Source organism: Planococcus ruber (assembly GCF_022819085.1).
Taxonomy (GTDB): Bacteria; Bacillota; Bacilli; order Bacillales_A; family Planococcaceae; genus Planococcus; species Planococcus ruber.
On sequence record NZ_JALHAG010000001.1, the window covers coordinates 118,985 to 145,101 of the forward strand.

Sequence of the window (26,117 nt, forward strand, 5' to 3'; positions counted from 1 at the left end):
ACCTCCTATACTATTCTGTACGAAAATTGTAACATATTCATTCGGACAAGGTATAATTAGTAAGAACGCTAAATTGGAAAGGGGATTTTTAGTATGGATGGTGGGAAATTCCGAGTACATTCAGAAGAAGTGACAAAAGCGACCCATGAAGCACTGGCTCGACGCGGTGTGGAAGTAGAGGAAATCGCAAAGATCGTTATGGAAATGCAATTGCCTTATAACGAAGGCTTGACGCTTTCGCATTGTATAGAATCCGTAGAAAGCGTATTGCGCAAACGGGAAATGCAGCATGCTTTGCTTGTCGGCATTGAACTTGATGAACTTGCCGAACAAGGGAAGCTGTCTGCTCCGCTTCAGCAAATCGTCGGAGTAGACGAAGGGCTTTTCGGCGTTGATGAAATGATCGGCTTAGGCGCCGTATTGACGTATGGCAGCATCGCCGTTACGACGTTCGGCCATCTTGATAAAAATAAAGTCGGCATCATCCGCAAGCTGGATACGAAAGTCGGCGGAGCTGTCCATACGTTTCTCGACGATCTGGTTGCGAGCATCGCAGCCTGCGCCTCTGCCCGCATTGCACACCGGACACGCGATCTGGAAGAGCAAGGCAAAACATTTGAAGACTTGAGACCTGAAGAAACGGCGCCGGAAACCCAGGTGGACGGAGCAGAAATTTAATGCAAATGAACCGAACTTTTTCCTTAGTTTCTCTTTTCTATAAAAATCAGTTTGACTCCTAGATACAAAGTCATGTTATGATAGAATTGGAAATATAGAAATTTTCAAACAAAGGGGAGGTCATTTTATGTTGAAAAAGAAATTTGGTTTATTTGCAGCGGTAGCGCTTGCAGGATCTGTGTTCCTTGCAGGCTGCGGAGATGACGCGGCAAATGACAGCGGAGACGGCGGTTCTGGCGGCTCAGCCGATCCGGAATTCCTGAGTATCTTAACAGGTGGAACGACGGGAACTTATTATCCGCTTGGCGGAGCGATGGCTACAATTGTGGAAAATGAAACAGGGATCGATACGACGGCCGAATCTTCCCAAGCATCCGCAGCGAATATGACAGCGCTTGCGGACGGAGATGCACAAATCGCATTTGTCCAAACCGACACAGCTTTTTATGCAGCTGAAGGATCGAATATGTTTGAAGGGGAAGTCATCGATACCGTTTCAGCGATTGGAGCACTTTATCCGGAAACGATTCAATTGGTAACGACTGCAAATTCCGGCATTACATCTTTTGATGATTTAGCAGGAAAGAGCATTTCAGTAGGAGCGCCAGGATCAGGTACCTACATCAATGCCGAGCAATTGCTTGAGATCCACGGCATGACTATGGAAGACATCAAAGCGCAGAATCTTGACTTCGGCGAATCACAAGAAAGCTTGCAGGCTGGCCAAATCGATGCGGCATTTATTACTGCCGGGACACCGACAGGAGCAGTTGAAAGCTTAAGCGCAACAGCAGATGTAGTGATTGTGCCGGTAGCGGAAGACAAAGCTGCGGAATTGATTGAAAAATACCCTTACTATGCAACAGATACAGTGCCATCCGGTACTTACGGTTTGACTGAAGATGTACCGACAGTATCAGTGCTTGCCATGTTAGTCGTTCAAAACGATCTTTCCGAAGATCTCGTATACGACATCACAAAAGCCATCTATGAAAATACAGACCAAATCCAACACGCGAAAGCTGAATTCATTAAAACGGAAACGGCGCTTGATGGAATCGGAATCGATATTCATCCGGGTGCACAAAAATACTTCGATGAAGTCAACTAATAAGCAAACCAAAATAATAGGCGATAAAGCGAAAGCTTTATCGTCGTTATTTTTGTAGAGATTCATATTTAGTAGAGGAGAACTAAGATGCCAACAAAGACAAATCAATGGATTCTTCTTTCGGTACTAGCCCTCATTCTTATTCTCTCCGCATTAGTATTTATTCCCATGGAAAAGAATTTAGTTTTTATCGATAACAGGGAAGCGGCGCTTTCGGCTTTTATCAAAGTTGAAGGGGATGCTTTTCAAATAAATTATACGCATTCCATCCATCTTTCCGATGTATTGGAAAGCTATGAGCTGTCGCCGGACGATAACCTCCGCATGGTGGAATTGGAATATGAAGATTTTAATATCGGTATGCCATCCAATGCAGGAGAAGGCGAAACATTTGTCGAAAAAGATGGAAAATACCTGATCACCAATATGAACAGGGAAGTAAGCGATTTTCGATTATTCGTCGGTGATATTGATGCGGATTTGTTTCTTTTGGCAAATGGCCAAGAATACGATTTAAAGAAAACGCTGGACCGGGGGAAATCCTACACGGTCAAGGTCCAGCGATTGTCCCTATTTGAGCAACTAGAAGGAGTGAATTTAAATGAGCAATAAACTTCCGCCGGAAGAACGGGAACCAATGAAACTCCCACCAAAAGATGAACATTATATTTCCGAAGAAAAGCAAAAAGAGATTTTGCAGAAATACGATCCGGAGTCCAATACCCGCGACTTAGCAGGAATTATGAAACATATTGTATTTTTCGGCCTTTTGGCATTTTCCATTTTCCAGCTTTACACGGCGATTTTCGGCCAATATACAGCTTATATTCAGCGCTCCATCCATTTAGGTTTTGCGTTGTCCCTTATATTCCTGCTGTTTCCGGCGATTAAGCGAAAAGGAGTAAAACATAAAGTTGCGATTTACGATTATATTTTGGCATTACTCGCGATCGGAGTCGGTTTGTATTGGCCGATTATGTACGATGATTTAGTATTCCGGCTTGGGCGCGTGACCGAATTGGATCTTATTGTGGGGATTTTGGCGATTTTGCTGACACTGGAAGCTACCCGCCGGGCAGTCGGCTTGCCGATTACGATCATCGCTTCGGCTTTCTTGGCCTATGCCTTTTTCGGCCCTTATTTCCCGGGCTTCCTAAAGCACAGAGGCCAGGATCTGGATTCTGTCATCCAGTTAATGTTTTATACAACTGACGGGATACTTGGGACGCCGATCAGTGTTTCTGCAACGTTTATCTTTGTCTTTCTGCTATTTGGGGCTTTCCTGGTGAAAACAGGAGTAGGGCAATACTTCAATGACCTCGCTGTTTCGCTTGCAGGCCATTTGACTGGCGGTCCTGCAAAAGTCGCCATCTTCTCCAGTGCCCTTCAAGGGACGATTTCAGGGAGCTCTGTCGCAAACGTTGTAACTTCTGGATCATATACGATTCCGATGATGAAAAAATTAGGGTATAAGAAAGAGTTTGCCGGAGGCGTTGAAGCGGCGGCTTCGACAGGCGGGCAATTGATGCCGCCGATCATGGGGGCAGCGGCCTTCCTGATGGTTGAATTTATCGGTGGAGTTACGTATTGGGAGATTGCAAAAGCAGCTGCGATTCCAGCACTTCTTTACTTTACCGGTGTTTGGATCATGACCCATTTTGAAGCGAAGCGAATCGGCTTAAAAGGGTTAACAAAAGAAGAAATGCCGAACCGAAAAGAAGTCTTAAAGAAAATTTATTTACTTTTGCCGATTGTGGCCATCATCGTGTTCTTATTGATCGGGATTCCGACGATGCACGCGGCACTTTATGGCATCGTCTTAACCATTTTTGTCAGTGCATTCAATAAAGAAACCCGTTTAGGCATCAAGGATATTATCCATGCACTTGTCGACGGGGCAAGAACTGCACTGGCAGTAGCGGCAGCAACAGCCGCAGCAGGAATCATCGTTGGGGTAGTTGTAAAAACTGGACTTGGATTGAGCTTAGCAAACGGACTGGTTTCTGCTTCGGGCGGAAATATCCTCTTAACGCTCTTCTTTACAATGCTTGCAGCCATTGTGCTTGGGATGGGTTCGCCGACTACGGCAAACTACGTTATTACATCGACTATTGCGGCACCGGCAATCATTACTTTGCTGATGATCGGTGAACCTGCAGGGGCGGCTGTGCCATTAGTCATTGCGTTGTCTGCCCATTTGTTTGTGTTCTATTTCGGCATCATTGCCGATATCACACCGCCAGTTGCCTTAGCAGCTTTTGCAGCTTCCGGAATATCCGGCGGAGAACCGATCAAAACCGGTTTTATTGCTGCGAAATTGGCTGCGGCCGCGTTCATAATTCCGTATATGTTCGTATTGAATCCAGCTCTGCTGATGATTGATACGACGATCCCTCAATTAATTGTCGTCTTAATCACGGCGATTGCAGGGATGCTGGCGATCGGAGCCGGATTGATCGGGTTCTGGTACCGGAAACTGTACTGGTTTGAACGGATTATCGCTGTCGCGACAGGACTTGCGTTGATCTATCCGGAAGGCTATTCAGATGCAATCGGTGCGGTCGTCTTCATCGTCCTATTTGTCATCCAATGGATGGGGCGCGAGAAGAAAGAAATTAGAACTTCAGAAGCATAAGAAAAGACGGCTGGAAGCATTCGCTTTCAGCCGTCTTTTTGGGTATGGAAAAAGCCACCACATAAATGTGATGGCTTTTTATGGCAGGCTCTGTTCCTAAAGCCTGCTGCGGGTTTGGCACCCAATGATTCCTACTGGGCTCGAACCAGCGACCTCTACCCTGTCAAGGTAGCGCTCTCCCAGCTGAGCTAAGGAATCTCAATTTCCAGGACAAGTCTAATTATATCGTGCCCCGGAGAAAAGTCAATACTTTATTCGCTTAGAAAAATGCACCATTCGGTTTGCGCTTTTTCCTGCCGGATCGACCAGCATTCGAGGGCGATTCCTGTGCCTTGGAATGGCGTAAACTCTAAAGTGAGACGGGCAAAGAGCGGTCCCCAAAAAGGCGGAGCGATGTTATTGATGACCGTTGCGTGCGGTACCCAGTGATCAGGCAAATAATAATGGTTTTGGCCCGAAAACTCCCGGGTGGAAAGATTCACGGCGCGGTGCAGTTCAGCCAAGCTTTTGGTGAACACCGGAGCCAGAAAAAAGCTGCCTTGCTGTTTGAAAAATCCAAGTGAATCAAACGACAGCGGAAGCTGCTGGAAAGATTCCGCCCACGATTCAACCGCTTTTTTGAGTTCCAGCGGATGCGCTTGCGTATAGGTTTGCAGCGTAATATGTGGCGGGAAAATCTGGTTTGGGTTGACGCTCACCGTTTTAGCTTGGTTTTGCAGATTTTCGATGGCGCCGGATGATTGATAATCGAACCTTAAAACAATGGCTTGCATGCGTATCCTCCTAAATCAGCTTCCGGTGCTTCGGAATCCGGCATCTTGTGCTTCTTGTTCTGTGCAGAACCATTCTTCCGGATTGGTTTGGTCGTATGAACTTTGTCCGGGCATATGGTAGATTTTGTTGCCGCTGCGGCTAATATTGCCTTTGATGTTGCATTTTTTATCGTACGATTGGCCGGCAGACGGGGCAGAAGAACCGTAAGCCGCTGCGTTAAAGCCGCGGTCGGTTGCGTAATTGGAGTACTCCCAAATGCCGATCTCTTTTTCTCTTGCCTGTTTTTCAACTTCCTTGAATTCTTCGACGTAGCGCGTATTCGGTGGATAAATATAGGCGACACGCGCAAGACCTGAGGCAAGCAGCTGTTCCTGGACGCTTTCGCCGTCGACATAGATATAGGCGAGAAGCCGGTCATAGTCATCGTAGCGTCCGCCTTCATCGAACTCGATCGAAACTTCACCGGACTCGATGATCCGTTTATTTTCAGCTGTAGCTTCCGCACCGAGCGGCTGTTTGCCGATGGTCGGATGGTTCGTTTCCGGTGTATCGACCAGCAAATAGCGCACTGTCTGGTTTTTTCCTTCGAAGTTGATTTTAATCGTATCTCCGTCAATGACAGAGATGACTTCCACGTCTATCCGTTCTGATGAGCCGTTTTCTTCTTCGAGGGAAGCGAATGTACAAGCGCTCAAGAGAAGGGACAAAAAAATCGGACCAATTAGTTTTTTCATTTACATCCCTGCTTCCATTTTTTCATTATATTTTGAATCGATTTGGCTTGCAATCGAAAACACGTTCGGCTACGTTTAGAAAAAAGGAGGGGTTCCATGGAAATCAATCTGCCGTTCACTTACGATTTTGACCGGACATTGGAGCGTTTGTCGCTCGATCCGTTGCATGCAATCGACCTTTCGGAGAAAGCGGTCAGGCTGCCGATGCCGGAAGGAAATATTGTGAAAGTAAAAGCGACGGGTTCAACCGATCAGCCGAAATTTGAAATCACAGGAGCGGATCCTGATCAACTGAAAGAAATTAAACATATTTTCCACTTTGACCGGTCACTCGAAAACATTCACCAGCATTTTCAGTCGACGAACCTCGCCCATCTTTTTCAAGAGCATCGCGGCACACCGCTCGTGCGTGAGTTTTCCTTATATGGTTCTTTAATGAAAAGCATCATCCATCAGCAGCTGAACCTTGCGTTTGCCCACACGTTAACGAGCCGGTTTGTGCAAAATTTCGGGGAGCAAAAGGAAGGGGTCTGGTCTTACCCAAGCGCTGAAAAAATAGCGAAGCTTGAACCGCCTGATTTAAGGGAGCTGCAGTTCAGTACCCGAAAAGCGGAATATGTCATCGGCTTGTCGCGGGCGATTGCAGCCGGCACCTTGCGGCTTGAAGAAATGAAAAATCGCGAGGACGGAGAGATTGCAGCTGAACTTGTCGCCTATAGAGGAATCGGCCCTTGGACGGCGCAAAGTTTTCTCATGTTCGGTCTCGGGCGGCCTAATTTATTTCCATTAGCAGATATCGGCCTTCAAAATGCTTTGAAAATACAATGGGAGCGAAGCGAAAAGCCGAAAATTGAAGAAATCACAGCACATTTGCCGGAATGGGAACCTTATCTATCGTATGCTGCTTTGTATTTATGGCGAAGCATCGAATAAAAAAGGGCATAATAAAACGCCTTTTCCATTATGACTCGAAAAGGCGATGCTATGTACGGATGCGGCAAAATACGATGTGTGATGCGGCCAATTAAGCGTGATTCTCCATGTCGACCGGGGAAGTTGGATCGAAATACAAAAAGGACTCTTGTTCAAGATCTGCCAATTTCTCTTTGTTCAATCCCACTTCAAGTTCTCCAGAAAAAATAGGTTCCCACCAGTTTGCTTGTTTTTCCATGTTCAATTCCTCCTTCGAATTTTCTGTCTTAATCGTTTGACTATTCTATACCCCAAAAGGTTACACTATTAAACAGATAGGCAAAAATTAAGCCAAAGGGCCTTTAGGAAAGAGGGATTCGATGATCACAATCGGCATTGTAGGAGCAGGAATCGTGGGGGAACGAATCATCAAACAGATTCTTGAGGAAAAGGGCATTGAAATACGCGGAATTTACGATGCACAACAGGAAAGAGTGGCTGCATTGGAAAAGGAATACAACATTCCAGGCTATGATTCTTTAGAAGCCTTGCTTCATGCAGATATCGATTGGCTTTATATCGGGACTCCGCCGGCTTTCCATGCGGAAATCGCCATTCAAGCTGCCCGCACCGGCGTCCACATCCTGTGCGAAAAGCCGCTGGCGCATCAGGCAGCTGCCGGTGAAGAAATGGCGTTTGCAGCGAATCAGAACCGCATCCAAACAGCGATGCACTTTCCACTGATGTATTCAGCGGCCGTCCACGAAATGGTCAAACGAATTCGCAATGGAAGCATCGGCAAAATTATGCGCATTGAATTGCAGACATTCTTTCCGGATTGGCCGCGTCCGTGGCAGCAAAATCCGTGGATTGCCTCAAGAAGCCAAGGCGGATTTGTCCGGGAAGTCTTTCCGCATTATTTGCAATTGATCAACCGGATTTTCGGCGGCATTTCCATCCAATCGCATCAGATCACTTATCCTGAACAGCAAGATCTTTGTGAGACCGGCATTATTGCTCACGGCCGCACAGCTGGTGAGATTCCGCTATTGCTCGCAGGCATCAGCGGCACCGGACAAAAAGAATTGCTTGAATTTAAAGTGCACGGAGAAAAAGGCGTATTGACGCTCCAAAATTGGTCAGCACTGTACCTTTCGGAAAAGGGAGAAGAGCGCAAGCAAATCACCGATTTCCCGGCAGTTCCAAGCTTGTTTGATTCGATGCGGGACCAATCGACTTTTCTTGTTCCTTTTGAAGAAGGGCTGACGATTCAGCGCTATATCGACCAGCTTCTTGAAACCGAGTGATTTGGGGGAACGGGTAAAGAGCTGAAGGCAAATTTTACAACCTAAAGGGGAGAATGATATGAATTTTACGGCTAACGATGTGGAACAGATGATTAAAGCACAACGCGATTACTATTATACAGGGGCAACAAAACCCGCTGACTTCCGCAAAGCCCAATTGGCGCAGCTAAAGCAGTCGATCAAGAACCATGAACAGGAAGTACTGGATGCATTAAAGAAGGACTTAGGAAAGAGTGAATTTGAGGCGTACTCGACAGAAGTAGGATTCGTGCTCGACAGCATCACCAATATGACGAAAAACTTGGACGAATGGATGGAGCCGGAACCCGTAAAAACGCCGATCTATCTGCAGCCGGCTAAAAGTTTTGTGATGCGTGAGCCATACGGATCCGTCCTGATCATCGGACCTTTCAATTATCCGTTCCAATTGATCATGGAGCCGCTAATCGGGGCAATTATCGGCGGAAACTGCGCGATCGTCAAACCATCGGAGACGACGCCGAATGTGACGGCCATCATCAAAACGATTATCGAAGACGTATTTCCTCCTTATTATATTCGCGTAGTGGAAGGGGAAAGAGAGGAAGTGACGGCATTGATCCATGCCAGCTTCGACTACATCTTCTTTACCGGAAGCGTCAATGTCGGAAAAGTCATCATGCAAGCCGCTTCTGAACGGTTAACGCCGATCACCTTGGAACTTGGCGGAAAAAGCCCGGCAATCGTCGACCAGACAGCCAATCTGGATTTGGCTGCGAAGCGCATTGCTTGGGGGAAATTGATGAATACGGGCCAAACATGCGTAGCGCCGGATTATATTTGCGTCCATGAATCCGTTAAAGACGAATTTATGAAAAAGCTGAAAAAGACCGTCCGGAATTTCTACGGCAAAGACGCACAGAAGAGCCCCGATTACGGCCGTATTGTCAGCACGCAGCATTTTGACCGCTTATCCACTATTATCGATCAGGAACAAAGCCAAATTGTGTACGGCGGCCAAAGAGACCGCGACGACCTTTACATTGAGCCGGTCATTCTCGACAACATCAATTGGGAAAGCCCGTCCATGGAAGATGAGATTTTCGGGCCGATTTTGCCGGTGATCACGTATACGGATTTGCCGGCGCTGCTTCGCCAAATCCGTAAATTGCCAAAGCCGTTATCCGCATACTTTTTCTCGGAAAATGACCGCGCCATCGAGTTCTTCCTTGATGAAATTCCGTTTGGCGGAGGCTGCATCAACGACACGGTTTCGCATGTCGGCAGCTCGTATTTGCCATTTGGCGGCATTGGAACTTCCGGCGTCAATTCTTATCACGGCAAGCACAGCTTTGAAACGTTCACGCATGCCAAATCGATTTTGAAAAGATCGACTAAACTGTCGACGAATGTGCTATATCCTCCCTATAAACAAAAAGTGAAATTTGTGAAAACGATCATGAAATAAGCGGCCATTGGGTCGCTTTTTTCATTTTACTCCTGCTATGATGAAAAGAAGAGGTGAGGCGAATGGAAGAACGGATTTTAATCGTCGAAGATGAAAAAAGCATTGCCCGCGTTTTAGAACTTGAATTGACTTTTGAAGGGTATCAAACCGGAGTTGCGCTGACCGGCGCCGAAGGATTGATCCAGTTCAGGGAGCACGAATGGGATTTGGTCCTGCTGGATTTGATGCTTCCGGAAATCCACGGTTTGGATGTGCTGAAGCGGATCCGTTCCGCTGGAAGCGAGATACCGGTCATTCTGCTGACAGCAAAAGATGATGTGAAAGATAAAGTGGCAGGATTGGACTTAGGTGCGAATGATTACGTGACGAAGCCTTTTGAAATTGAAGAATTGCTGGCCAGAATCCGTGCCTGTTTGAGGCTTTCGACAGGCAAGAAAAACACGGATCTCCTTGTGTTCGACGAGCTTCAATTAAATACGGCAACAAGAGAAGTGGTGAGAAAAAACCGCCAAATCGAATTAACGCCGCGCGAATTCGACCTTCTTCTGTATTTAATGCAGAATCCCCAGCAAGTTCTTAGCCGGGAGCAAGTGTTGAATGCGGTTTGGGGCTATGATTATTACGGGGATACAAACGTCATCGATGTGTATATCCGCTACCTGCGAAAGAAAATCGATGCAGGCGAGGAAACAACGTATATCCAGACGGTGCGGGGAGTCGGATATGTCCTGAAGGAGCATGCGAATGAAGCTTAAAACAAAGATCAATATCTGGTCGACAGGGATGATGCTGCTCATTTTGCTCGTTTTGATGACCATCATTTATTTTTCGTTCAGCCGGCTCGCTTATTCGACTGAAGTCAGCCAGCTTCAAGCGGATGTCGATGCCTTGGTGTCGACTTTTAATACAAGCGACCCAGCGGACCCCAGTGACGTTTTGAGGGGCTATGTTCCACCGAACGGTTTGATCCAGGCAAAGCGGGAAGGAACGAATCTGATTCCGTCTATCCAGGACCCGGATATTGCCGACGACTTTCCAGAAGAGCTGCCGGAACAATCAGGTACGTTGAAAGTGGAAGGCAATTTGTTTGCCTATGTCACAGCGCCGATCATTTGGACAGACGGGGAAATTGCAGAATTGGTTGTGGCGCAGTCCTTGGAAGAAGTGGTCAATAATGCGCGGACGCTTGGGCTTGTGCTTGTAACCGTCAGTTTGCTCGCGATGATTCCGATTTTCGTCTCCAGTGTCGTTTTAGGCAGAGTCGTGACAAAACCCATAACCGATTTGACCAAAACAATGACCCGGATCCAAAAGAGCGGCCAGTTTGAAAAGCTGCCGGCCACGGATTCCTCAAAAGATGAAGTCGGCCAGATGGGGAGCACTTTCAACAGCATGATGGAGCTGCTCGAGGAAAACTATACAAAACAGGAAGAATTCGTTTCCAATGCTTCGCACGAATTGAAAACACCTTTGACGGTGATCGGCAGCTACGCAAAATTACTGGAGCGCCAAGGAATGGAAGATCCAAAGCTTGCAGAAGAAGGGCTTTTAGCGATTCGGACAGAGACGGACCGGATGAAAGCATTGATTGAACAATTGCTTCATATTGCAAGGCGAAGCGAAACCCAATTGGTGTGGGAATCTGTCGATCTAATCGAATTGGCCAGGCAGACAGCAGCTGCGATGTCCACTTCCTACAACCGGGATTTTCAGCTCGTTTCATCCGAAACCTCCGTATTGGTAACAACCGATCTCGCCAAAATCAAACAAATTATGTACATCCTTTTGGACAATGCGAGAAAATACAGTTCGGACCGGATTGAGTTGATTGTTAAAAACGGCAATATTCCGATGCTGCAAATCCGCGACTATGGTATTGGCATTCCGAAAGAATCGATTCCCTATGTATTTGACCGGTTTTACCGGGTGGATAAGGCGAGAAGCCGAGAAACGGGGGGCTTTGGTTTAGGCTTATCACTGGCCAAACAATTGGCGGATGCAATGGGCGTGAGCTTGGAAATTGAAAGTGCGGAAGACGTGGGTACGACAATTTCCATCGTTTTCTCAGCGGATTTTAATGTCCAGGAAGTACAATCGAAGCAGGAGGGATGGTCATGAGTAAAAAGCTGATGATGGCCGGCGCTACCATTCTGCTTGGACTGCTTGCCTTCGCTTTCGTGCTGATTTTTGGCCCGGATGAAAATCCGGTTACCGAAACAGAAGCGAGTGCGGCTGTCATTGATTTGTACGGCGGAGAAATCGAAAGCACAGAGCGAGCAAAAGACGGCTACACGATCGTTTTCAATCGGGAGAATGGAAAGTATGCGGCAGAAGTCGACCAATCGACAGGGCGCATCGAATCGCTGACTTTGCTGGAAAAAGCGGTGTCTGATCCCGTTATTACCGAAAAAGAAGCGAGTGAATTGGCGTTCAAGCAACTAGACGGAGAAATTGTGAAATCGACTTTCTCAAAAACACGGAATCAATACGAAATCGTAATCGAAAATGAACGGGAACGAGCCGCCATTCTGATTGATGCGGAGGGCGGGGAAGTCCTGGATGTCAAAAAAGAAGCGATTCCAAAAGATGAAACGCCTCGCAACCGGGTAATCACGGAGGCGGAGGCCATCGCCATCGCTAAACAAACATTGGACGGCGAAGTTCAGGATCTGGAGTTTACAGAGACCGAGGACGGCGGCTTTTATTTGATCGAAATCGAAAATGACGAAACGGACAGGGAAGTGACAGTCCGAATCCATGCTGTCCGGGGGGAAACCTTAACGGTCGAATGGGAAGATTAACAGGATTTCATGCAGTTCTCATCAAATTCTCATTTTGCTCTCACAGTCCTCTCAGAAGCGGAGGCTATAGTAAAGATAGAACAAATGAGGAGGAGAAAAGAACATGAAAAAAATTATCTACATTCCAGCAGCGATTGGGGCCTTGGCATTTGGCGGAGTCGTCTTTGCAAACACGCAAAACTCGGAGGTGCCGGCGACGGACCCGACAACAAACGAGGTGGAAAATCAAACGAGCAGCAACAGCGTGCAGGAGAATTTCCTGTCTTTCGATGAAGTATCATCAAAAGCGCTTGGGATCGCAAACGGAACGATCACAGATATTGAATTGGATCAAACGGCGAGAACGCCTCACTATGAAGTGGACATTTGGGCCGATGGCTATGAGTACGATTTGAAATTTGATGCGGTAACCGGAGAAGTGCTGGAACAGAAAAAAGAAAGAGAAGACCGTGACGACGATTTCGATGACAAAGAAGTCGGCGCAGCGGATGAAAACTTGATCAGCTCAGACGAAGCCATTAAAGCGGCACAGGCCGTCGCGAAAGGTACGGTCGACAAAGTCGAGTTGGACCGCGAAGACGGGATGGTTTACTACGAAGTTGAAATTGAAGACGGCAGAACCGAGCACGAAATCTATGTCAATGCAGTGGATGGAAGCATTGTAGGTCATGAAACAGACGACGATGACGATAGAGATTAATAGAGATTCAATGAAAAAAGGAGCCGCGTGGGCTCCTTTTTACTTTATCGGCAAGATGACCGTAGCTAATGTGCCGCATCCCGGCTCGCTTTCAATGGTCAGTGTGCCTCCGTGCTCTTGAATAATTTTTTGGGACACGATTAAACCGAGGCCCGTTCCTGTTTCTTTTGTTGTATAAAAAGGTTCGAAAATCTGGCCTAACTCTTCTTTGGAAATGCCTTTGCCGTGGTCCTGCAATTGGATGGCCACCGAGTTTTCATCCCGCAGTTCCACGATCAACGAAATTTCCCCAGGATTTTGGCTAGCTTCTATTGCATTTTTCATTAAGTTGATGAGAACTTGCTTGATGCGGTGCTCTTCTCCTTCAATGATAAAGTCTTCCAGCTCCCAGCAATAATCGAAAAGGAGGCCATGCAAATTCAATTCCGGCCCGAATAAGGCGATGGTCTCGTCCAGGATCTTTCGCAAACTGACCTTTTTAAAAGAGGAGGCTTGCGGTTTTGCCAACACTAAAAATTCGCTGATGATGAGATTGATGCGGTCCAGCTCGGAACGGATCAATTTCGTATATTCTTTGTAAGGGTAGTCTGGATCGCTTTGCATCATTTGGACAAAGCCGGAAATGACGGTCATCGGATTTCGGATTTCATGGGCTACCCCCGCTGCAATTTCGCCGGCTAGCTTTAATTTTTCAGATTGCAGAATGAGTTTTTCCGCTTCTTTTTGATAGGAAATATCGCGTGAAATGACGGATGTTGCTACCACATTGCCATTTTGGTCAGTGATGGGAGACAACGTGATTTGAGCAAGAAAGCGGGTGCCGTCTTTTTTCACATCTTCCGTTTCAAGCAGCGAGTAGCTGCCGCCTTCCTGGACATGCCGTGTACGGGTTTCAGCATTCTCGGCATTTTCCAATGGATATAATCTGAGCGGTTCTCCGATGCATTCTTCGGAAGTCCAGCCGTATAATTTTTCAAACGCCGGATTGATGGCAATGATCCGATTGTTTGAATCATAGACCGCGATGGCGTCTTTCGCTGTTTCAAAAAATAATTGAAGATAGCCTTCTTTGGAAATCAAGGCCTTTTCCATCGTTTTGTTCTTTTGTTCCAGCTGAGACCAAATTCGGCTGAAATAAATGGAATGGATCGTCGTCAAAATAAGGACGCTCGAAACAAAAGTGAAAAGCGACACATGGATGTAGGTAATGGAAGCTCTGCCGTCCAGCTCATTGAAAACAAATGCTAAAAGGAGGATCTCTGTAAAAGTGATAAAACCGAAAACGATGTTTGGAAAAGTATCGTAATATAAGGCAGAAGCAATGATCGGGATGACAAAATAAATCACGGTGACGGCTGACAGCGACTCAAAATTCAACATGAAAACGTAAATGTTCATGCTTGCAAGAATCAGGATTTGGATCAGCCGAACATTTAATTGGAGGGTATGCAGCATCCAGAGGATGCCAAAAGTCAGCAGACCAAAAATAGGAGAAGCGTACCCGGTTTCCGGAGTGAATAGCCACCTGCCGAAAAGATGCAGGAGTGCCGCGCAGCCGTATAGATAAATAAAGAGCTGATTTCTCTTAATATTGGATGATAAAGGTTCCATGCTACACCTCCGTCTATGGGATTAGTCTCAATATTACTATATAATTCCCTGTCAGAACATGGTTGATTTTGATATGATAAATAGACAGGAGGCGTTTATTATGGCATACCAATGGAATAAACAGGAAACGCTCAGTGTTTTAAAGGAGCTAGTAGAAATTCCAAGTCCTTCCGGATACACGATGGAAGTGATGAAAGCAGTTAAAAAAAGATTCGACTTATGGAATATTGAATACACGACGACCAATAAAGGCAGCGTGATTGCAACAGTGCGCGGAAAAGACGACTCGCGCCATCGGTTATTGACGGCGCATGTCGATACGCTTGGAGCGATGGTCAAAGACATTAAGCCAAGCGGCCGATTGAAGCTTTCGCTAGTCGGCGGGTTCCGTTTCAACGCAATCGAAGGCGAAAATTGCCTGGTCCACAAAGCGGATGGTTCGGTTGTATCCGGCACTATTTTAATGCATCAAACGACGGTCCATGTATATAAAGACGCGGGGTCTGCGGATCGCGATGAAAACAATATGGAAGTCCGATTGGATGAAAAAGCTTTTTCAGCAGAAGAGGTCCGGAATCTGGGCATTGAAGTCGGCGATTTTGTTTCTTTCCACCCGCGCTACACTGAAACGGAATCGGGTTATGTCAAATCGCGGCATTTGGACGATAAAGCCAGTACGGCACTCTTGCTTCAACTAGTGAAGCATTTAAACGATACGGATGAGCAATTGCCGTATACCACTCATTTTTACATATCGAATAATGAAGAAATCGGCTATGGCGGCAATTCCAATATCACGCCTGAAACGGTCGAATATATTGCAGTGGATATGGGAGCCATCGGAGATGGACAAGCATCAGATGAATATACCGTATCCATTTGTGCAAAAGATTCAAGCGGACCTTATCACTATGGCTTGACGCGCCATTTGATCGCTTTAGCGAAAGAGCATCAAATTGACTATAAAGTCGATATTTATCCGTACTATGGATCGGACGCTTCTGCTGCGGTCAGCGCTGGCCATGATATTAAACATGCTTTATTCGGTCCAGGAATCGAAGCTTCCCATTCCTATGAACGGACCCATATTGATTCGCTGAAAGCGGCGGCTGGCTTGCTGCATGCCTACGTCTTTTCACCGATGGTTACAGAGTAGGAGGAAAATCATGAAAACAGAAGAATTGCTCACAAGTGTGCCGTATACCAAAATAATCGGCGCGCTACCGGAAACGGTTGAACATTTAACGATGGATTCCCGGGAAGTGAGAAGAGGGTCGTTATTTATCTGCATCAAAGGCTATACCGTGGATGGGCATGATTTTGCTGCTCAAGCGGCTGCCCAGGGTGCAGTGCTTTTTGTGGCTGAAAAACCTTTGGACATTGAAGGGGCAGCTACTGTGATTGTGGAAAATACTGACCGGGCACTGGGATTGCTTTCAGCGAAATTTTACGGCTATCCGTCAAAATCGCTTCAAATGATCGGTGTCACCGGTACAAACGGAAAAACAAGTGTTGCTGGAATGATACATTCGATGTTGATGGAGCTGAATGAAAAATCGGCATTGACCGGGACAATCGGCTTTAATTTGAATGGCGAACTTCACCAATCAGCGAATACGACAAGCGATGCATTGACCACACAAGCAATGATATCCCAGGCAAAAGAAGCAGGGTGTTCCCATATGACGATGGAAGTTTCTTCTCATGGTTTAGTGCTCGGAAGGCTTGCAGGCGTGGAATTCAATACAGCCATTTTTACGAATCTGACCCACGACCATTTGGATTTCCACGGTACAATGGAAGAATACGGACATGCAAAAGGGCTGCTATTTTCTCAACTGGGACAAAATTTGCAGGAGAAAAAGCAGGCGGTATTGAATGCAGATGATCCGTGGTCTGAAAAATACGCAGCCATGACAGCTCATCCAGTTTATACATATGGCATCGAGCAGCCTGCCCAGTTTAAAGCGAGCGATATTGAGATGGACCATCAAGGGACGCGTTTTAAATTGACGAGCCCTCAAGGTGAATTCAACGTTTCAATGAAATTGCTCGGCCGCTTCAATGTTTCGAATGCACTAGCGGCGATCACGGCATTAGCTGCTGAAAATTATCTGTTGGAAGAAATCATAGCGGCACTGTCCCGGATCCAGCCGGTCGAGGGGCGGATGCAAAAAGTGGAGCTGGAAGCACCGATTTCCATCTTCATCGACTATGCACACACACCGGATGCAATTGAAAAAGCAATTGATGCCGTAAAAGATTTTAAGACGAATCGAATTATTTTCCTTGTAGGCACCGGCGGCAACCGGGATAAGACGAAGCGCCCGATCATGGCAGAGAAAGCCTCTGCTGCCGAGTACGTGGTCCTCACAACAGACGATCCGCGTTTTGAGGAAAATGACAGCATCTTGAATGATTTAAAAGTGGGGATGAAACATGACGGATTTGCTTGCATCGGAGACCGTGCAGAAGCGGTGAAGCACGCTGTTGCCGAGGCACAGCCAGGCGATATTATCATTTTGGCCGGCAAAGGCCATGAGGATTACCAAATTATCGGATCAACGAAATATCCGCATAGCGATAAAGAAATTGCCGTAAAAGAAGCCCTAAAGAAATTCAGCTGAAAAGAAGCCTAATATGGCTTCTTTTTTTCTGGAGAGGCGGTGAAATATCCTTGTCTTTTTCCTTCGGCTTCTCTAATATGAATAGAGTAGAATTAAAGGAGCGTATATGATGTCAGACCAATTAAAAAATGAAATATTAAATAGAAGAACTTTTGCAATCATCTCCCACCCGGATGCCGGGAAAACGACGTTAACGGAGAAATTGCTCTTATTCGGCGGCGCGATCCGCGATGCCGGAACAGTAAAAGGAAAGAAGTCCGGTAAATTTGCGACTTCCGACTGGATGGAAATCGAGAAGCAGCGCGGAATTTCCGTAACTTCTTCCGTTATGCAATTCGATTATGACGGACACCGTGTCAATATCCTGGATACCCCTGGACACCAAGATTTCAGTGAAGATACTTATCGTACGCTGATGGCGGTGGATAGTGCGGTCATGATTATCGATGTAGCAAAGGGGATCGAAGCACAGACAGTGAAATTATTCAAAGTCTGCAAAATGCGCGGCATTCCGATTTTCACATTCATCAATAAAATGGACCGCCAAGGGAAAGAACCCCTTGAATTGATGGAAGAACTGGAAGAAGTATTGGGCATCCAGTCTTATGCAATGAACTGGCCAATCGGCATGGGGAAAGAATTCCTTGGAATTTACGACCGTTTCAACAAGCGGATCGAGCCATTTCGTTCACAAGGCAACCGCTTTTTGGCGTTGGATGAAAATGGCCAATTAGCTGAAGAACATGAAATGACGAAAACGTCTTATTACACTCAAGCGATGGAAGACATTGAATTGCTGGAAGAAGCCGGCAACGAATTCTCCATCGACCGCGTGAAAAAAGGCGAATTGACGCCAGTGTTTTTCGGGTCTGCTTTAGGGAATTTCGGCGTCGAAACGTTCCTGGAAACGTATCTTCAATTTGCTCCGCCGCCCCAGGCGCGCGAAACGCAGGAGAAAGAAGAAATCAGCCCTGTTGAAATGCCGTTTTCTGGCTTTGTCTTTAAAATCCAGGCCAATATGAATCCGGCTCACCGGGACCGCATTGCCTTTGTCCGCATCGTCTCAGGAAAATTCGAAAGAGGGATGAATGTTACCCTTGCAAGAACCGGAAAATCATTTAAATTATCCCAAACCACTCAATTCTTAGCGGATGACCGTGAAACGGTCACGGAAGCAGTAGCAGGAGACATCATCGGCTTGCACGATGTTGGCAACTACCAAATCGGCGATACGATCACGAGCGGCAAGAAGTTCCAGTTCGAAAGCCTGCCGCAGTTCACGCCGGAACTGTTTATGAAAGTAACGGCGAAAAACGTCATGAAACAAAAACATTTCCATAAAGGGATTTTGCAATTGGTCCAAGAAGGCGCCATCCAGTATTACAAAACGCTTCATCTCGAAGAAGTTATTCTTGGAGCGGTTGGCCAGCTGCAATTTGAAGTGTTCGAACACCGCATGAAAAACGAATACAACGTGGATGTCCGCATGGAGCCGGTCGGCAATAAAATTGCCCGTTGGATTGAAAATGAAGAAGATGTAAAAGAATCGATGTCCAGCAGCCGTTCCATGTTAGTGAAAGACCGCCATGACAATCTGGTCTTCTTATTTGAAAATGAATTTGCCACCCGTTGGTTCCAGGACAAAAATCCTGAAATCAAATTGTATAGCCTTTTATAAAGCCTGCTGTTGCAGGCTTTTTTCTTTGAAAATGATCCGAAAAGAAGGCACTTAAATTTGCGGTTCGAAGTGATTTTACATATGATAAAAGAATGAGACTGAGAGAGGGTTTTGTATAGATGAGACTAAGCGATTTTTCAATTAAGAGACCTGTTTTTACAATTGTCATCATGCTGTTGGTGATTATTCTCGGTGCGGTATCTTTCTTTAAGATCCCAGTTACCTTAATACCTGAATTAAACCCTCCCATCGGAGTGGTCGTAACAAACTACCCGGGTGCGAGCCCAACTGAAGTCAGCGAAAAAGTAACAAAGCCGCTAGAAGCGAATTTGTCTACATTACCAGGAATTGAATCCATCCAAAGCTCGTCCCAGGAAGGATCCAACTTTATCTTGCTTGAATTTGACTGGTCCACAGATATGGATGATGTCCAGGCAGACATTACGCAGCGAATCGATTTAACACCGATTCCCGATGACTCAAACCCGCCACGGTTTTTGAAATTTGACCCGGCTCAATTCCCGATCCTTCAATTATCTTTGCGTGCAACTGAAGCTGATGAAGATGTGCGGATTTTAGCAGAAGAATTGGAAACCGAATTATTGCAGACAGATGGAGTCGCCAATGTTAATATTTCGGGTTCATTAATTGAGGAAATCAATGTTGCGTTAAATCCGGAAACTTTGGAAGAAAAAGGGCTGCAGCAATCGGATATTGTCCAGTTAATCCAAGCAAATAATATTTCTTTGCCTGGTGAACCGATTGAAACGGAAGATGGACGGAATTTAACTACCCGGATAGTCAGTACTTTGACAAGTGTTGAAGATATCCAGAACCTTGTAGTTACTGTCAATCCGTTAGATGGAGAAAATGTTACCATCGGTGATGTAGCAGAAGTCACACTCGGAGAACGGGAAAGAACTTCAGAAACACGGGCAAATGAAGCACCTGCTGTCCTATTATCAGCACTTCAGGAATCCGGCGCGAATACAGCGGATGTTTCCAATGCGTTTCAAGAAAGATTGGATGAACTTCTTAAAGAAGAAAGGTTTACCGGAGTAGAAGCGGATATCTTATTTGACCAAGGCGATTATGTCCAATTGGCAGTTGGCAATATAGGGCAAACGTTAATATTTGGCGGTATTTTTGCCATGCTTGTGTTGTTCTTATTCCTCCGTGGGATCAAGAGCCCGATCATTATCGGAGTAGCGATTCCTTATTCCGTAATTGTGACGTTTGTATTAATGTATTTCTCAGATTTTGCTTTGAATATCATGACGCTTGGAGCGCTGGCACTCGGCATCGGGATGCTCGTCGATAATGCGATTGTCGTTATCGAAAATATTGAGCGCCATTTGGCCATGGGCAAAACTTCACGGCAAGCTGCTTCTGACGGTGCCAAAGAAGTTTCAACAGCTATCATTGCCTCGACTTTAACGACCATTGCCGTATTTGTACCAGTCATCTTTATTACGGGCTTGATCGGCGAAATCTTCACCGAATTTGCCTTGACGATTTCATTCAGTCTTTTTGCCAGTTTAGCTGTCGCTTTGACCGTAATCCCTATGCTTGCTTCCCGCATGTTAAGCAAGCCAAAAGGGAACATCGAGGCCAGAAAACGGCGTTCGAAGGGATTGAAAAAATTTGAACGGTCCGTTAAATGGGCTCTGGCGCATCGATTAGCCGTAATTTTAGCTGCATTGGTGCTTCTAGGCATTGGAACTTTGGGGATCCTGCAAGTAGGTACAGAATTCCTTCCAGCTACCGATGAAGGATTTGTCAGTGTGTCCGTTGAGCTGGAAAATGGAGCCTCCCGGTCAGCCACAGATGAAGTTGTCAATCAGATAGAAGAGGAACTGAAAAAAGAAAAAGATATAGATGTTTTTGTGAGCCTGATCGGAACCACTCAACAAGGGCAATCGCAGGGAACCTCGGCAACGAATACGGCAGAAATTTATGTAAAAATGATTCCTTTGGATGAGCGGGATCGTTCGGTATTTGAATTCGTTGACGAAGTCCAGCCGCGGGTTCTTGATACAATAGGGGAACAAGCTGAAGTCAGCTTTAATTTGCAGACAGCTGCCGGTTCCACCCCGAATAGTTTAACTTTTACAGTTACTGATACAGATAAAGCCAGATTAGACGAAGCCATCAGCCGCCTGAGCGAAGAGATTCGCACACTTTCGGATGTCACGGAACTGACAAGCGATCGGGAAGAAACGATTGATGAACTTCAAATGGTGATCAATAAAGAAGCAGCAACAGAATACGGGCTTGCGCCTGTCCAAATTGCACAAACAGTCAATAATACGACACGAGGGGTGCAAGCTTCTCAAATACTTGCCGAAAACGATGAAGTATATAGTGTATTCGTGAAGTTTGATGAAGAATACAAAAATAGTGTTGATAAATTGCGCACGCTTAAATTGCGTACACCGGCTGGGCAATTCGTTGAATTGCAGGAACTTGCTGATATCAGCATCGAACAAGGTCCGGTAAGCATTCAGCGTGTGGACCAAGCTGAAAGTGTTTCGATTACCTTGCAATATAAGTCGGACATTAGCTTAGGTGATATGTCTGATAAGGTGGATAAAGTGATAGAAGAATTAGATCTCGATGAAAATACGGTCATCACCTTTGGCGGTGACCGGGAATTGTTCGAGAATGCGATAAACGATATGCTATTGGCTGTCATTCTGGCAGTCGTCCTGGTTTATATTGTCATGGCGGCCCAGTTCGAGTCTTTCAAATATCCGCTCGTGATTATGTTCACCGTTCCGTTGATGTTTATTGGGGTGGCCATCGCACTTTTCGTTACACAAACTCCAGTCAGCATTACTGCGGTAATCGGATTGCTAGTGCTGGTCGGAATTGTTGTCAATAACGGAATCGTTTTGGTCGATTATATCAATCAGCGAAAAGCTTCTGGACTGGAATCGTATGAAGCCATTATCGTTTCAGTAAAAGACCGTCTCCGTCCGATATTGATGACAGCCCTCACCACGATTTTAGGTTTGGTTCCGCTTGCGATCGGCATCGGAGAAGGCACAGAAATCAATCAGCCGATGGCGATTACCGTTATCGGAGGAATGGTCAGTTCCACTTTCCTTTCGCTCTACATCGTGCCGATTGTCTACAGCTTATTCGACCGCAATACCAGAAAGATGAATAAAAAGCAGGGATAACTCCCTGCTTTTTATTTTTTGCATTTTTATTTGGAATATTTAGTATAATAGATGAAAAGCAACTTCAAATGATTCGCATGTTTGGGGTGAGGGGAGTTGGGTTCATGGAAGAGATCGTTTTCACAGGTTTTCCTGGATTTATTGCAAGCCAATTAATCCGCACGGTCCTCAAAAAAGAAACGAGTGCAGCAGCCATCGTTTTGCCGACAGAAATGGAGAAAGCCAAAAAGGAGGCGATTGAAATTCAGCGCCTGACCCGCTGCGAGCCCATCCGGTTGATGGAAGGGGACATTACAAAAGAAGGACTGGGGTTGAACGATGCAGATGCGGCCTTTTTAAAAGAAAAAGAAGTGGTATTCTGGCATCTTGCAGCGATTTATGACCTCGCTGTTCCCCGTGAAATCGCATGGAAAGTAAATGTGGAAGGGACGAAAAATGTAAATCGGTTTGTTTCGGAACTGCCTCGGCTAAAGCGCTATATCTATTTCAGCACGGCATTTGTGGCAGGTGACAGAGAAGGAACTTTGTATGAAAACGAATTGATCCGGCCAAAAAATTTCAAGAACTTCTATGAAGAGACGAAATTTGAAGCGGAGCTTTTAGTTGAAGCCATGAAAGAAATTTACCCTGTGACCATCATCCGGCCGGGAATTGTCCGAGGGAATTCCGAAACCGGCGAAACCATCAAATTCGATGGCCCTTATTTCTTTTTGAATATGATTGACCGGCTTCGAAAACTGCCCATTATCCCTTATATCGGAAGGTCTACTGCTTTTATCAATGTCGTTCCGGTCGATTACATATTGAAAGCCTCGGTCTATTTGAGTAATCACAAGGAAGCAGAAGGAAAGACCGTCCATTTGACGGATCCAAGTCCGCATCCGGTTGAAGAAGTCTACAGAAAAATGGTTCAAGAAATAACCGGGAAGACGCCTAAACTTCGCCTGCCGCATGCAGTGGCAGCCTTGTCTTTGAAAAGTGTTTCTTTGCAGCGTTTTTTAGGAGTGGAAGCAGAAACGTTGGATTATTTAACCTGGAACGCCCATTTTGATACCGCTACTGCCAAGCGGCTCCTCGAAGGATCCGATATCGTTTGCGCTGATTTTTTGGAAACGATACCGGCCATGGTCCGATTTTACGAACTTCATAAATTTAACAAAAATTTTCATGTGACGATAGGTTAGAAGTTTACTTCATCCTAAAAGGTGCTATAATGATAGTACAACTCAATACACTTTGGCTTTCAGTCAAGGGGGAGTAGCTTTAGGGAAACCTATTTCATAATCGTCAATACATGGTTAGTAACCATCGGTTATGATAGCGATTTTAATTGCTTAGCGAGACCTTTGCCTTTTATTAGGCAGGGGTCTTTTTTGCTGGCAAAAATTAGGAGGAGAAAGAGAATGGAAGCAATATTATTGGAGTATGCCTGGGTCCTGCTGGTTTTAGTGGGTCTTGAAGGGCTGCTTGCTGCGGATAACGCAGTCGTAATGGCGGTAATGGTAAAACATTTGCCAAAAGATCAACAGAAAAAAGCTTTATTTTACGGTTTAGTGGGAGCTTTCGTCTTCCGCTTTGCAGCACTATTCATGATTACATTGCTTGTGAATATTTGGCAAATTCAAGCCATCGGAGCAGCTTATCTCTTGTTCATCTCGATCAAAAGTATTTACGAACAGCGTAAAGGCGAAGATGATCATATTCTTGATGACAATGGCGATAAAGTGGAGAAAAAAGGTTCTAGTTTCTGGATGACGGTTTTAAAAGTAGAGCTGGCGGATATTGCGTTTGCAATTGATTCTATGCTAGCAGCCGTTGCCCTAGCCGTTACGTTGCCGCATTTGGACCTTTTTGGACTCGAAGATATCGGAGGCATTAACTCCGGTCAATTCGTCGTAATGCTGATGGGTGGTTTAATCGGTGTAATCATTATGCGATTTGCAGCTCATAAATTTGTCCAGCTTCTTGAAAAATACCCACAGCTCGAAACCGGTGCATTTGTCATCGTAGGATGGGTAGGGGTAAAACTTTTAGTCATGACTTTGGCGCACGAAAAAGTTGGCATTTTGCCGCATGATTTCCCGCACTCCACTCCATGGACACTTGTCTTCTGGACAGTACTGATTGGTATTGTTGTAGTAAGTGCCATTTTAGGGGTCCGCAAAAACAAACAAGAAAATGCTTAATCGAAAGCTTCCTTCGGGAGGCTTTTTCTTATGGAAAATTATTCTTAAGATGCGGACATAAAGACGTAAAATTCTCCGAATATATATAAGGAACTGGCTACCTCTTCCTTTTCATTTCGATATGCTGCCGTTACAATCAAGAGTAGCAAAGAAATGAAAAGAGGTGAATGGTCATGCTATTGTCTGCAATTACAGGGTTATTTGGTCGAGACAGCAAATTTTCTGCTGAAGAATTAGCACTGCTCGCCAAGAGCGGGGATGAAGAAGCGTTAACGGAATTGCTCCAATCCTACGCCCCTTTTGTCAAAAAAACTGCAGCACAAGTATGCAAACGATTCATCGATCATCACGATGACGAATGGAGCATTGCATTGTCAGCGTTTCATGAAGCGGTCAAAGGATATGAAAAAGAGAAAAATGCTTCCTTCCTCACATTTGCCCATTTGATCATTCGCCGAAGAATGATCGATTTTATTCGAAAAGAAAGCACCCGTTCTGAATTCACACATGACTTTCAAGCGCCGACAGATGAGGATGAGCCAAACCACTGGATCGAAGCGACTTCAGCTATTCAGCATTACGATGCAAAAAAGGAAGCTGAGATCCGCAGAGAAGAAATTGGCTTATATGAGAAGATGCTTGCTATATACAAACTAGATTTTCAACAATTGGCTAAAATATCGCCAGCTCACGAAGATGCCAGAAAAACAGCTGTGCAAATTGCCCAGATGATTACTGAGACAGAAGAGTATTTTGGCTATTTGCAAGAAAAAAAGAAGTTGCCGATCAAAGAAATCGAACAGCATGTCAAAGTTTCGCGTAAAACGCTTGAGCGGAATCGGAAGTACATCATTGCCCTAGCCATCCTGCTGAAAAGCGATTTGTATTACTTAAAAGATTATTTAAAGGAGCGGTTGCTTTAATGCAAATGCAAAAAGGAATTTGTCTGGAATTGAATAATGACCGCTCCGTGTTCATCCTGAAGGACGGCAGATTTGTAGAAGGGCGCCCGGCAGATGGAGCGGCTGTCGGAGAAGAAGTGTATTTCTTTCCGAAAGTTAAAAGAACCAAAAGCCGCCTGAAGTCCATTGCGGCTCCTGTTGTATTGGCAGCTGCAATCCTTATGTTAGTTTTATCGGCGTTGCTTCCATCTCAAGAAGCCTATGCGTATGTACAGATCGAAGTGAACCCAAGTATTGAAATAGGGACAGACGAAAATCTCCGAGTTGTGTCTTTAAGGGAATTGAATAAAGACGGAATGGAAGTCGTTTCAAAGATAAAGGATTGGGAGAATCTCTCGCTGGATGAAGTGCTGGAAAAAGCCATCCGTTTGTCATTGCGGGAATCGACCGAAGAAGTGACCATTACGACGGTAGTGACGAGCGATGAAAAGGAGCATTCGGAAGGCCTTGAAGCGGCAGTAATGGCTGTTTCAGCCAAAGTGGCAAAAGAAAAATTAGAAGTCCATTTAAAAGAAGCAAGTCCAGCCCAATGGAGAAAAGCGGTTAAGGACAATGTGCCGGTAGGCCAAAAAGTAGAAGATTTTAAAGTTTTCAAGGAATCTTCAAAAGCGAAAGAAATTCCGGCGGACAAGAAGCCCGCTGTAAAGGAGAAGAGCGAGCAGAAAGACAGCCGGAAAGATCCCGTGAAAGCAGCTCCTCAGTCCCCTGTGCAGCCTAAAGAATCACCGGCGCCAGAGCAAGAGAAAAAGCAAGCACCACCGGGACAGGA

At 45.6% G+C, this 26,117-nt stretch carries 23 protein-coding genes and 1 tRNA gene; 19 read left to right on the forward strand and 5 right to left on the reverse strand.

The annotated features are described in order from the left end of the window. The first annotated feature begins 93 nt into the window (after positions 1-93). The 4 genes from MTR82_RS00565 (at position 94) to MTR82_RS00580 (ending at position 4,424) form a co-directional block, all read left to right on the forward strand. Positions 94-678, forward strand: coding sequence for a phosphatidylglycerophosphatase A family protein (locus tag MTR82_RS00565; RefSeq protein ID WP_246807368.1), 585 nt, complete (start codon positions 94-96; stop codon positions 676-678). Positions 679-805: 127 nt separating this feature from the next. Continuing rightward, positions 806-1,789 (forward strand): TAXI family TRAP transporter solute-binding subunit, encoded by a 984-nt coding sequence (locus MTR82_RS00570; RefSeq protein WP_246807369.1) that lies wholly within the window; start codon positions 806-808, stop codon positions 1,787-1,789. A gap of 87 nt (positions 1,790-1,876) precedes the next feature. Then, the gene (locus tag MTR82_RS00575) at positions 1,877-2,401 is read left to right on the forward strand and encodes a DUF1850 domain-containing protein (protein ID WP_246807370.1); all 525 of its coding nucleotides are present in this window, start codon (positions 1,877-1,879) and stop codon (positions 2,399-2,401) included. A gap of 25 nt (positions 2,402-2,426) precedes the next feature. Next, positions 2,427-4,424: a TRAP transporter permease gene (locus tag MTR82_RS00580; RefSeq protein WP_246808538.1), complete on the forward strand. Its 1,998-nt coding sequence runs from the start codon at positions 2,427-2,429 to the stop codon at positions 4,422-4,424. A 125-nt stretch (positions 4,425-4,549) separates the two neighbouring features. Here MTR82_RS00580 and MTR82_RS00585 read toward each other — a convergent pair. From MTR82_RS00585 to MTR82_RS00595, 3 genes are all read right to left on the reverse strand, one after another. Continuing rightward, a tRNA-Val gene (locus MTR82_RS00585) sits at positions 4,550-4,622 on the reverse strand. A gap of 53 nt (positions 4,623-4,675) precedes the next feature. After that, on the reverse strand, positions 4,676-5,197 hold the full coding sequence (locus MTR82_RS00590; protein ID WP_246807371.1) for a 2'-5' RNA ligase family protein: 522 nt from the start codon (positions 5,195-5,197) through the stop codon (positions 4,676-4,678). 15 nt (positions 5,198-5,212) lie between these two features. Further along, positions 5,213-5,932, reverse strand: a complete 720-nt coding sequence (locus MTR82_RS00595) for a thermonuclease family protein (RefSeq protein ID WP_246807372.1) — start codon at positions 5,930-5,932, stop codon at positions 5,213-5,215. A gap of 96 nt (positions 5,933-6,028) precedes the next feature. Between MTR82_RS00595 and MTR82_RS00600 the strand changes: the two genes are divergently transcribed. Continuing rightward, positions 6,029-6,865 carry a DNA-3-methyladenine glycosylase family protein gene (locus MTR82_RS00600; RefSeq protein WP_246807373.1) on the forward strand — a complete coding sequence of 279 codons (837 nt, stop codon included), beginning with the start codon at positions 6,029-6,031 and terminating at the stop codon, positions 6,863-6,865. A gap of 91 nt (positions 6,866-6,956) precedes the next feature. Here MTR82_RS00600 and MTR82_RS00605 read toward each other — a convergent pair whose 3' ends face one another. Continuing rightward, entirely contained in the window at positions 6,957-7,103 is a 147-nt protein-coding gene (locus MTR82_RS00605; RefSeq protein ID WP_199876597.1) for a hypothetical protein, read from the reverse strand. Positions 7,104-7,224: 121 nt separating this feature from the next. On the opposite strand from MTR82_RS00605, the gene MTR82_RS00610 reads away from it, so the two are divergent. The 6 genes from MTR82_RS00610 (at position 7,225) to MTR82_RS00635 (ending at position 13,099) form a co-directional block, all read left to right on the forward strand. Further along, positions 7,225-8,151, forward strand: a complete 927-nt coding sequence (locus MTR82_RS00610; RefSeq protein WP_246807374.1) for a Gfo/Idh/MocA family protein — start codon at positions 7,225-7,227, stop codon at positions 8,149-8,151. Between the two features lie 58 nt (positions 8,152-8,209). Continuing rightward, the gene (locus MTR82_RS00615; protein WP_246807375.1) at positions 8,210-9,598 is read left to right on the forward strand and encodes an aldehyde dehydrogenase; all 1,389 of its coding nucleotides are present in this window, start codon (positions 8,210-8,212) and stop codon (positions 9,596-9,598) included. A gap of 62 nt (positions 9,599-9,660) precedes the next feature. Continuing rightward, entirely contained in the window at positions 9,661-10,353 is a 693-nt protein-coding gene (locus MTR82_RS00620) for a response regulator transcription factor (protein WP_246807376.1), read from the forward strand. Further along, positions 10,343-11,716: a sensor histidine kinase gene (locus MTR82_RS00625; protein WP_246807377.1), complete on the forward strand. Its 1,374-nt coding sequence runs from the start codon at positions 10,343-10,345 to the stop codon at positions 11,714-11,716. Before MTR82_RS00620 ends, MTR82_RS00625 begins: the two co-directional genes overlap by 11 nt. Then, positions 11,713-12,399: a PepSY domain-containing protein gene (locus tag MTR82_RS00630; protein ID WP_246807378.1), complete on the forward strand. Its 687-nt coding sequence runs from the start codon at positions 11,713-11,715 to the stop codon at positions 12,397-12,399. The genes MTR82_RS00625 and MTR82_RS00630 overlap by 4 nt, the downstream gene beginning before the upstream one ends. A 103-nt stretch (positions 12,400-12,502) precedes the next feature. Beyond that, positions 12,503-13,099 carry a PepSY domain-containing protein gene (locus MTR82_RS00635; protein ID WP_246807379.1) on the forward strand — a complete coding sequence of 199 codons (597 nt, stop codon included), beginning with the start codon at positions 12,503-12,505 and terminating at the stop codon, positions 13,097-13,099. Between the two features lie 39 nt (positions 13,100-13,138). Here the strand turns inward: MTR82_RS00635 and MTR82_RS00640 are convergent, their stop codons facing one another. Further along, positions 13,139-14,710, reverse strand: coding sequence for an ATP-binding protein (locus MTR82_RS00640; RefSeq protein ID WP_246807380.1), 1,572 nt, complete (start codon positions 14,708-14,710; stop codon positions 13,139-13,141). 100 nt (positions 14,711-14,810) lie between these two features. Here MTR82_RS00640 and MTR82_RS00645 point away from each other — a divergent pair, with 100 nt between their 5' ends. The 8 genes from MTR82_RS00645 to MTR82_RS00680 all read left to right on the forward strand — a co-directional run. Next, entirely contained in the window at positions 14,811-15,866 is a 1,056-nt protein-coding gene (locus MTR82_RS00645; protein WP_052651001.1) for a M42 family metallopeptidase, read from the forward strand. A 10-nt stretch (positions 15,867-15,876) separates the two neighbouring features. Next, entirely contained in the window at positions 15,877-17,337 is a 1,461-nt protein-coding gene (locus MTR82_RS00650; RefSeq protein WP_246807381.1) for a UDP-N-acetylmuramoyl-L-alanyl-D-glutamate--2,6-diaminopimelate ligase, read from the forward strand. A gap of 109 nt (positions 17,338-17,446) precedes the next feature. Further along, positions 17,447-19,015 carry a peptide chain release factor 3 gene (locus MTR82_RS00655; protein ID WP_052651003.1) on the forward strand — a complete coding sequence of 523 codons (1,569 nt, stop codon included), beginning with the start codon at positions 17,447-17,449 and terminating at the stop codon, positions 19,013-19,015. Between the two features lie 119 nt (positions 19,016-19,134). Continuing rightward, a complete protein-coding gene (locus MTR82_RS00660; protein WP_246807382.1) occupies positions 19,135-22,200 on the forward strand; it encodes an efflux RND transporter permease subunit in 3,066 nt (1,021 codons plus the stop codon). A 104-nt stretch (positions 22,201-22,304) separates the two neighbouring features. Beyond that, the gene (locus MTR82_RS00665; RefSeq protein WP_246807383.1) at positions 22,305-23,384 is read left to right on the forward strand and encodes an SDR family oxidoreductase; all 1,080 of its coding nucleotides are present in this window, start codon (positions 22,305-22,307) and stop codon (positions 23,382-23,384) included. 219 nt (positions 23,385-23,603) lie between these two features. Further along, entirely contained in the window at positions 23,604-24,386 is a 783-nt protein-coding gene (locus tag MTR82_RS00670; RefSeq protein WP_052651006.1) for a TerC family protein, read from the forward strand. A 173-nt stretch (positions 24,387-24,559) separates the two neighbouring features. Then, the gene (gene sigI, locus MTR82_RS00675; protein WP_052651007.1) at positions 24,560-25,309 is read left to right on the forward strand and encodes an RNA polymerase sigma-I factor; all 750 of its coding nucleotides are present in this window, start codon (positions 24,560-24,562) and stop codon (positions 25,307-25,309) included. Continuing rightward, the coding region (locus MTR82_RS00680; protein ID WP_246807384.1) for an anti-sigma factor domain-containing protein at positions 25,309-26,117 on the forward strand (809 nt) is incomplete at its 3' end. The genes sigI and MTR82_RS00680, both read left to right, overlap by 1 nt.